This window comes from Burkholderia sp. Se-20378, assembly GCF_017104665.1.
In the GTDB taxonomy this organism is placed as follows: domain Bacteria; phylum Pseudomonadota; class Gammaproteobacteria; order Burkholderiales; family Burkholderiaceae; genus Burkholderia; species Burkholderia lata.
In genome coordinates this window covers 1-8,198 of record NZ_JAAGPG010000389.1, presented here as the reverse complement: position 1 = coordinate 8,198, position 8,198 = coordinate 1, and the positions used below count along the sequence as shown (strand labels likewise).

Annotated in this window: 10 protein-coding genes; 1 reads left to right on the top strand and 9 read right to left on the bottom strand. The window is 67.6% G+C overall.

What is annotated here, in order from left to right; all coding sequences use genetic code 11:
• Positions 1-361: endonuclease/exonuclease/phosphatase family protein (locus G3N93_RS29050; protein ID WP_374196521.1), on the top strand; the 361-nt coding region annotated here is incomplete at its 5' end.
• A 33-nt stretch (positions 362-394) separates the two neighbouring features.
• Here the strand turns inward: G3N93_RS29050 and G3N93_RS29045 are convergent.
• The 9 genes from G3N93_RS29045 to G3N93_RS29005 all read right to left on the bottom strand — a co-directional run.
• Positions 395-1,171, bottom strand: coding sequence for a 3'-5' exonuclease (locus tag G3N93_RS29045; RefSeq protein ID WP_174941089.1), 777 nt, complete (start codon positions 1,169-1,171; stop codon positions 395-397).
• A 3-nt stretch (positions 1,172-1,174) separates the two neighbouring features.
• Complete coding sequence (gene rpoS / locus G3N93_RS29040) at positions 1,175-2,263, bottom strand: RNA polymerase sigma factor RpoS (protein ID WP_174930875.1); 1,089 nt, start codon at positions 2,261-2,263, stop codon at positions 1,175-1,177.
• Between the two features lie 11 nt (positions 2,264-2,274).
• Positions 2,275-3,162 (bottom strand): peptidoglycan DD-metalloendopeptidase family protein, encoded by an 888-nt coding sequence (locus G3N93_RS29035; protein WP_206134507.1) that lies wholly within the window; start codon positions 3,160-3,162, stop codon positions 2,275-2,277.
• Positions 3,163-3,167: 5 nt separating this feature from the next.
• Positions 3,168-4,100 (bottom strand): protein-L-isoaspartate(D-aspartate) O-methyltransferase, encoded by a 933-nt coding sequence (locus G3N93_RS29030; protein ID WP_206134506.1) that lies wholly within the window; start codon positions 4,098-4,100, stop codon positions 3,168-3,170.
• Entirely contained in the window at positions 4,097-4,858 is a 762-nt protein-coding gene (gene surE / locus G3N93_RS29025) for a 5'/3'-nucleotidase SurE (RefSeq protein WP_174941095.1), read from the bottom strand. The genes G3N93_RS29030 and surE overlap by 4 nt, the downstream gene beginning before the upstream one ends.
• Positions 4,859-5,080: 222 nt before the next feature.
• On the bottom strand, positions 5,081-6,286 hold the full coding sequence (locus tag G3N93_RS29020) for a CaiB/BaiF CoA-transferase family protein (protein ID WP_174946427.1): 1,206 nt from the start codon (positions 6,284-6,286) through the stop codon (positions 5,081-5,083).
• A 48-nt stretch (positions 6,287-6,334) separates the two neighbouring features.
• Positions 6,335-6,931, bottom strand: coding sequence for a recombination mediator RecR (gene recR / locus G3N93_RS29015; RefSeq protein ID WP_006478665.1), 597 nt, complete (start codon positions 6,929-6,931; stop codon positions 6,335-6,337).
• Between the two features lie 31 nt (positions 6,932-6,962).
• Entirely contained in the window at positions 6,963-7,289 is a 327-nt protein-coding gene (locus G3N93_RS29010; protein ID WP_014896896.1) for a YbaB/EbfC family nucleoid-associated protein, read from the bottom strand.
• Positions 7,290-7,381: 92 nt separating this feature from the next.
• A partial coding sequence (locus tag G3N93_RS29005) for a DNA polymerase III subunit gamma/tau C-terminal domain-containing protein (protein WP_277396582.1) occupies positions 7,382-8,198 on the bottom strand: 817 nt, incomplete at its 5' end.

Here is an 8,198-nt window from a genome sequence, read left to right as displayed (position 1 = left end):
GCACGCGGCACGGCCGGCGCCTGCCGAAACCGCCGAGGGGCCGTTCAGCGCGACCGGCCAGCCGTGCGACGCGATCGTCTGTGGCGACTTCAACAGCGCGTTCGGCAGCGAGGCCTATTGCCGATTCCTGGAGCCGATCGCAGAGGCGCCGCGCTTCGTCGACGCATGGGTCGCCCGGCACCCCGGCCGCACGCCACCGCCAACGGCCGGTGTCTACGATACGGTTCAATGGTCGGAGGGGCCGCTCGCGTGCGACTTCGTGTTCGTGACCGATACGCTGCTGCCGCGTGTCACGCGCTGCGAAATCGACGGCGACGCGCGCGCATCCGATCACCAGCCGGTGCTGCTCGAACTGACATGATCGCGCCACCGGTCGTGGCGCACCTCGCCCTCGCTACGCGTCGAAGCCGGCCAGGTATTCGGGCCAGTGCGATGCAGGCTCCTGCGCAAGCGAGTTCTTCACGAGCAGGATCTCGTCCGCATACTCGCTCGGCGTCAGGCCGCCGCGCATCAACTGGAACCGGCAATACAGCAGGTAGGTATTGACGACGTCGGTTTCGCAATAGTTGCGGATTTCCTCGATCCGCCCAGCCTGGAACGCCGGCCACACCTGGCTACCGTCCATCCCGAGCTTGCCCGGAAAGCCGCACATCTTCGCGAGTGCATCGAGCGGCGCGTTCGCGCGCGCCTGATACATCGCGAGCACATCCATCAGGTCGGTATGCCGCGAGTGGTAGCGCGAGATGTAGTTGTTCCACTTGAAATCGCGGTCGTCCTCGCCGAGATCCCAGTAGCGAGACGCGGGAATGCCGTGCACGAGCGCGCGGTAATGGAGCACCGGCAGATCGAAGCCGCCGCCGTTCCACGACACGAGCTGCGGCGTGTATTTCTCGATCACGCGGTAGAACGACTGGATCAGCGTCGCTTCGTTGTCCTGCGGCGTGCCGAGCGAACGCACACGAAAACCGTTGTTGTCGCGAAACACGCACGAAATCGCCGCGATGCGTTGCAGGTGGTGCGGCAGGAAATCGCTGCCCGTCTTCTCGCGGCGGGCAGCGAACGCATGTTCGGCCACCGCGGCATCGTCGAGCGTTGCGGGCAGGTCTTCCAGACGGCGAATGCCGTCGACATCGGGAATGGTCTCGATGTCAAAAACAAGAATCGGAGTCATCAGTTACAGAACGGCGTCCTTGCGCACGCCGTTGGAGGCGAAAAACCGCTTGAGGCGCACCAGCGCTTCCTGCTGGATCTGGCGCACGCGCTCGCGCGTGAGCCCCATCTCGTCGGCCAGCTCCTCGAGGGTCGCCGGCTCGATGTGGTTCAGGCCGAAGCGGCGCTCGATTACGTGCCGATGCTTGTCGGACAGCCGCGACAGCCACGCGCGCGTCAGCGTCTCGAGCTCGCGGTGCTGCACCTCGGCGTCAGGCGACTGGCTCTGGTCGTCGGGCAGCAGGTCGAGCAGGCTGCTCGCCGGATCGAGATCGAGCGGCGCGTCGAGCGACGCCGTGTGCTCGTTGAGCGCGAGGATGTCGGTGACTTCCTCGGCGGTCTTGCCGGTGAGATAGGCGATGTCGTCGATGCTGGCTTCGCGGCGCTCGGCCGCTTCGCCCGTCGACATCGAGTTCTTTTCGAGGTGGCGCTTCGCGCGCAGCACCTGGTTCAGTTCGCGGATCACGTGCACGGGCAGGCGCACCGTGCGCGCCTGGTTCATGATCGCACGCTCGATGCTCTGCCGGATCCACCACGTCGCATACGTAGAAAAACGAAAGCCGCGCGTCGGGTCGAATTTTTCGATCGCATGCATCAGGCCGAGGTTGCCCTCCTCGATCAGGTCGAGCAGCGGCACGCCACGGTTCAGATACCCCTTCGCGATGCTGACGACGAGGCGCAGGTTGCGCTCGATCATCACCTGCCGCGCCTCGAATTCGCCGGCCTTGGCCAGACGCGAATAGCGCTGCTCCTCCTCGACGGTGAGCAGCGGCTTCACGCTGATGCGGTTCAGGTAATGCTGGATCGTGTCGGCCGTGAGCTCGGCCTGCAGCATCGTGCGGAAATCGTCGACATCGGGCGCGGCCTCGGCGCGGCCTTCGCGCTCGTCGTCGCCACCTTCCGCGTCGGAGTCGCGTGCCTCGAGGTCACGCTCGTTGTCCGCGACGTCGTCTTCGTCGTCCGTCGAAGCACCAGCTCGCCCCACCGACGCTTGCGTGGCACGACTGATCTTCTCAGACTCGGCTTGCGGCTCGTGGCGCTTCGATTTCGGCATGGTCGTCTCGGTTATTGAGGCGGCAAATACTTCAGCGGATCGACAGGTTTACCCTGCCGGCGAACCTCGAAATGCAGCATCACGCGGTCGGAATCGCTGTTCCCCATCTCGGCGATCTTCTGCCCCTTCGTTACCGCGTCCCCCTCTTTTACCATCAAAGCGCGATTGTGTGCATACGCCGTGAGGTAAGTTGCATCGTGCTTGATGATAATGAGGTTGCCGTAGCCGCGCAGACCATTGCCGGAGTAGACGACGCGGCCGTCAGCCGCCGCCTTCACGGTCTCGCCGGCCGTGCCGCCGATATTGACGCCCTTGTTCTTCGCGTCATCGAAACCGTTCAGCACCGGCCCGCGCGCGGGCCACGCGAACGTCACGGGGCCGCTCGGCGCGGCTGCCGTATCGCTCGATGCGGCTGCCGCGGCAGGCGACGTCGCGACCGCCGACGACGGCCCGGCGGCCGGCGTTCCCGGGCCGCTGCTGCGCGGCGCGGTCGCCACGGCTGCGCCCGCGCTCGGCGCGCGGACCTGCGTGCCCGCAACGGCGGCACCGGCCTGCGGCGAAACGCGCAGCAGCTGATCGACTTCGATCTGATTCGGGTTCACCAGGTTGTTCCACGCGGCGATGTCGCGATAGTTCTGCCCGTTTTCGAGTGCGATCCGGTACAGGGTATCGCCCGGCTTCACCCGGTAATAACCCGGCGGCGCCGGGGGGAGCGGCGCGGCGGGCTGTGCGGTGCCGGTCGTGCCGAGCGAACCGGAGCGATCGACGACGGGCGCGTTGTCGAGCCGCGTCGCACAGGCGGCCAGAAGCGTGGAGAACGCAGCTACACAGATCGCGCGCTGGGCGAGCGTGAGCGGTTCCCTGGAACGGTTGTTTTGCATCGCGCGCAACATACTCATCGGTTTCAAATTACTCCGGATTTTAAAGGGACAAAGAAAACGCGATCAAGCCGTGACTCTCGCCATTGCGCGTGCGCGACGCGCTCGACGAGCGTGAGCACCTGGTGCTGCCCGCTCTGCGCGCCGACCGGCGCGACGAGCCGCCCGCCGATCGCGAGCTGCTCGAGCAGCGCCTGCGGCACGTCGAGCCCCGCCGCCGCGATCACGATCGCGTCGAACGGGGCCGCGGACGGCAGGCCGACACGCCCGTCGCCGTAGTGCAGACGGATGTTCGGCACACGCAGCGGCCGCAGGTTCAGCTTCGCGCGCTCGTAGAGCGGCTTGATGCGTTCAATCGAATACACGTCGCGCGCCACGTGACTCAGCACGGCGGCCTGGTAGCCGCAGCCCGTGCCGATCTCGAGGACGCGCTCGAGCGTGCGGCCGGCCATCGCGAGCTCGATCATGCGCGCGACGACCGACGGCTTTGAAATGGTCTGCTGGTGGCCGATCGGCAACGCCGAATCCTCGTAAGCCTGCGTCGCAAGCCCCGGATCCACGAACATGTGTCGCGGCACCGCGGCCATCGCTTCCAGCACGCGCGCGTCGGTCACACCATTCGCGCGCAGCCGTTCGACCATCCGTTCGCGCACACGTTCCGACGTGAGCGCGAACGCACCGGCCGGCGCGACGCTCGGCGCGGCCGGTTTCGGCATCGCGGGCTTCAGCGCGGTCGGCTTCGGTGCGGTCGCCGGTTTCGCGGCGGCGGAGCCGGGCAATGCCGTTCGCACCGCAACAGGCTTCACCGCAACCGGCTTCAGCACGGCCGAGGGCTTGTCGGCGGCCTTCGATACCGCGACCGCCGCATGGCGTTCGCCGACCCGACCTTCCGACTTGCGTGGCGCTCGCTTGAGATCTTCGAGCGCGAGCGGGAACCGCTTCGCGCGCTCGCCGCTCATGAAGCCCGCCCTCCGGCGCGCGCCCATTCGCGAGTCGCGGGCAGCATCTGCGTATGCGTGAGGTCCAGCTGCAGCGGCGTGATCGACACGAAACCGTTTGCCACTGCGTGAAAATCAGTGCCGTCGCTGGCGTCCAGCGCTTCGCCCGCCGCGCCGATCCAGTAGATCGGTTCGCCGCGCGGGTCGGTCTGGCGAATCACCGGCTGCGACGGATGACGCTTGCCGAGGCGCGTGACCTTCCAGCCTTTCAGTTCGTCGTACGGCAGGTTCGGAATATTGACGTTCAGCAACGGCTGGCCCGGCAGCGGATGCGCGAGATAGTGCTCGACGATTTCCGCGGCGACGCGCGCGGCGTCCGCCAGATGGGCCCAGCCCTTGTCGACCAGCGAGAATGCGATCGCCGGCACGCCGAACATGATGCCTTCGGTGGCGGCTGCAACTGTCCCCGAATAGAGCGTGTCTTCGCCCATGTTCTGGCCGTTGTTGATCCCGGAGACGACGAGGTCCGGCCTCGCGTCGGCCATCCCCGTCAACGCGACGTGCACCGAATCGGTCGGCGTGCCGTTCACGTAGAAGAAACCCGTACTCGCCGCGCGCTGCACCGACAGCGGCCGCGACAGCGTGAGGGAATTCGACGCGCCGCTGCAGTTCTGCTCGGGCGCGATCACCGTGAGTTCGGCCAGCGGCTGCAGCGCGTCGCTGAGCGCGGCGAGACCGGGGGCGAGATAGCCGTCGTCGTTGCTGAGTAGGATTCGCATCCGGCGATTGTAACCGAGGAAAGATGGCGCGAGAGCGACAGTCCGGCGACTGCGGATGGACGGTTGCGGGCACCCGGACACGCTGTGCCGCCACGTTGCGGTGCCGCGTTCCGCGTGCTCAGGAAAACGCCGCGCCGCCCCGGGTTTTCCCCGGCCGACGGCGCCCCGCCGGGGAACGCTCGATTCCGGAAGCCTGGCGCGAAGCGCCAGGCCCAGGGGTGCTCAAATCGCGCCCGCGTCGCGCAGTGCGGCAATCGCCGGCGCGTCGTAGCCGAGGCCGCGCAGTACCTCGTCCGTATGCTCGCCGAGCTCGGGCCCGAGCCAGCGCGTTTCGCCCGGCGTGTCGGACAGCTTCGGCGTGATGTTCGGCAGCGGAATGTCAGTGCCGTCGGCCAGCTTGAAGCGCTGAATCATCTGCCGCGCAACGAACTGCGGATCGGTGAACATGTCGGCGGCGCTGTAGATGCGCCCGGCCGGCACGTCGGCCGCGTTGAGCACGACGAGCGCTTCGTCGATCGTGCGCGGCGCGAGCCACGCGGCAATCGCTTCGTCGATCTCCTGCGTGCGCGGCACGCGCCCGTCGTTTTGCGCAAGCGCGGGATCGTCGGCGAGGTCGTCGCGCTCGATCGCCTTCATCAGCCGCTTGAAGATCGGATCGCTGTTGCCGCCGATCACGATGCTGCCGTCGCGGCACGCGTACGTATTCGACGGCACGATGCCCGGCAGCGACGCGCCGGTGCGCTCGCGCACCATCCCGTACACGCCGTATTCGGGCACCACGCTTTCCATCATGTTGAAAACGGCTTCATACAGTGCAACGTCGACCACCTGCCCCGCACCGCCGTTGACCTTGCGGTGATGCAGCGCCATCAGCGCACCGATCACGCCGTGCAGCGCGGCGATCGAATCGCCGATCGAGATGCCGATGCGCGGCGGCGGCAACTCGGGATAGCCAGTGATGTGACGCAGCCCGCCCATCGATTCGGCGATCGCGCCAAAGCCGGGCCGGTCGCGGTACGGGCCCGTCTGCCCGTAGCCGGACAGGCGCACCATCACCAGGCCCGGATTGTCGGCCGACAGCACGTCGTAGCCGAGCCCGAGCTTTTCGAGCAGGCCCGGGCGGAAGTTCTCGATCACGATATCGGCCTCGCGCGCGAGTTGCCGCGCGATCGCCTTGCCGGCGTCGGCCTTCAGGTTGAGCGTGACCGATTTCTTGTTGCGCGCCTGGACGGACCACCACAGCGACGTGCCGCCCTGCTCCGGATGGAGCTTGCGCCACTTGCGCAGCGGGTCGCCGCCGTTCGGATCCTCGATCTTGATCACTTCCGCGCCGAATTCGGCGAACAGCCGCGACGCGAACGGTCCCGCGATCAGCGTTCCGAATTCGAGCACTTTGACGCCCGCGAGCGGGCCCTGGCTGGTGCTCATGTGTCTCCCTGGCATGAGGAACGGCGCCGCCGGCCGGCGGCGCCCGGCTTACATCGTGCGGCGGTCGAGCATCGCGCGGGCGATGGTGCCCGCGTCGACGTATTCGAGCTCGCCGCCCACCGGCACGCCGCGCGCGAGGCGCGTGACCGCGAGCCCGCGCGCCTTCAGCGTCTGGCCGAGGTAGTGCGCGGTGGCTTCGCCCTCGTTCGTGAAGTTGGTCGCGAGCACGACTTCCTTGACGACACCGTCGGACGCGCGCCGTACGAGGCGGTCGAAATGGATTTCCTTCGGGCCGATCCCGTCGAGCGGGCTCAGCCTGCCCATCAGCACGAAATACAGCCCGCGGTAAGTCATCGTCTGCTCGAGCATGATCTGGTCGGCAGGCGTCTCGACGACGCACAGCAGCGTCGGATCACGCTCTTCGTCGCTGCAGACCTCGCAGATCTGCGCTTCGGTGAACGTGTTGCACTTCTCGCAGTGCTGCAGGTGCTCGGTCGCGAACAGCAGCGACCGGCCGAGCCGCTCCGCGCCCTCCCGATCGTGCTGCATCAGGTGGACCGCCATGCGCTGGGCGGATTTCGGCCCGACGCCGGGCAGCACGCGCAACGCTTCGACGAGAGCGGACAGGGCGGACGGCTGTTTCATACGGCAGCAAAGAGTGGCACGGACGCTGCGCTCAGAACGGCAGCTTGAAGCCCGGGGGCAGCGGCAGGCCCGACGTCATGCCGCTCATCTTTTCCTGCGACGTCGCTTCGGCCTTGCGCACGGCGTCGTTGAACGCAGCCGCGACGAGATCCTCGAGCATGTCCTTGTCGTCCGCGAGCAGGCTCGGGTCGATCGCCACGCGACGCACTTCGTTGCGGCACGTCATCGTCACCTTGACGAGGCCGGCGCCCGACTGCCCTTCGACTTCGATCAGCGCAAGCTGCTCCTGCATCTTCTTCATGTTTTCCTGCATTTGCTGCGCTTGCTTCATCAGTCCGGCGAGGTTGCCTTTCAACATGGGAATACTCCTTCTTGATCGTGTGAAAACCGGCACGCGGCGCGTGCCGGCCAATGTGTGGGCGTGATTGTGCCTGTCGCGGGGCGGTCAGTTCAATGCAGCGTCGGCGGCGGGCCGTCCGGCGCCGCGTCGGAGAGCGGGCGCACCGAACCCTCGACGATGCGCGCACCGAAATCGCGCACGAGTTGCTGGACGAACGGATCGCCGTGAATCTCCTGCTCGGCCTCGCGCTGGCGTGCCGCGCGCGCGGCCGCATCGAGCGCCGCCGCCGTACGCCGTGCGGGCCCGACTTCGACGGCCACCTCGACCGGCTTGCCGAGCGCATCGGCCAGCGCAGCCTTCAGCTTCGCCACCTGCGCGGCGTCCGCATATTGCGGCACCGGCACGGAAAGTTTCAACGTTGTGGCGTCGACGGCCGTCAGTTCGCTGTTGAACGCGAGCTGATACGCGACGCCCTTGAGCGGCAGCTTCGCGGCCAGCGCCGGCCATTCACCGTCGAAGCCGACCGGATCGAGTGCGATCGCGGGCGGCAACGGACGCGTGTCGACCGGTGCGGACGGACGGGTTTCCGCCGGCCGGGGCGTTACGCGCACATCGTCGGGGCCGCTGTCGAACACCGGCACGAATCCATCGTCGGGCGGGCCGCCGAACATTTCGTCGGCGCTGAGCGGCACGTAGTCGTCGGGCGGGATGTCTTCCCACGGCGGCGAGGCCTGACGCGAATCGGCTGCCTGCGGCGCACGGGCCGCAGCGCGTGGCGTCGGCACCTGTACGGCGGCGGGACGCGGCGCGGCCGGCTTCGCGACAGCCGGCTCTACTGCCGGTTTAGCGGCGGAGGCGCCTGCGCGCCCGCGGTCGGACGACACGCGCATCCCCGCATTGCGCAACACGTCGAGCGCGGCGGCGGCA

Coding starts and splice junctions, on each gene's coding strand:
- G3N93_RS29045 (WP_174941089.1), bottom strand. CDS start 1,171: ATGACTCCGATTCTTGTTTTTGACATCGAGACCATTCCCGATGTCGAC.
- rpoS (WP_174930875.1), bottom strand. CDS start 2,263: ATGCCGAAATCGAAGCGCCACGAGCCGCAAGCCGAGTCTGAGAAGATC.
- G3N93_RS29035 (WP_206134507.1), bottom strand. CDS start 3,162: ATGAGTATGTTGCGCGCGATGCAAAACAACCGTTCCAGGGAACCGCTC.
- G3N93_RS29030 (WP_206134506.1), bottom strand. CDS start 4,100: ATGAGCGGCGAGCGCGCGAAGCGGTTCCCGCTCGCGCTCGAAGATCTC.
- surE (WP_174941095.1), bottom strand. CDS start 4,858: ATGCGAATCCTACTCAGCAACGACGACGGCTATCTCGCCCCCGGTCTC.
- G3N93_RS29020 (WP_174946427.1), bottom strand. CDS start 6,286: ATGAGCACCAGCCAGGGCCCGCTCGCGGGCGTCAAAGTGCTCGAATTC.
- recR (WP_006478665.1), bottom strand. CDS start 6,931: ATGAAACAGCCGTCCGCCCTGTCCGCTCTCGTCGAAGCGTTGCGCGTG.
- G3N93_RS29010 (WP_014896896.1), bottom strand. CDS start 7,289: ATGTTGAAAGGCAACCTCGCCGGACTGATGAAGCAAGCGCAGCAAATG.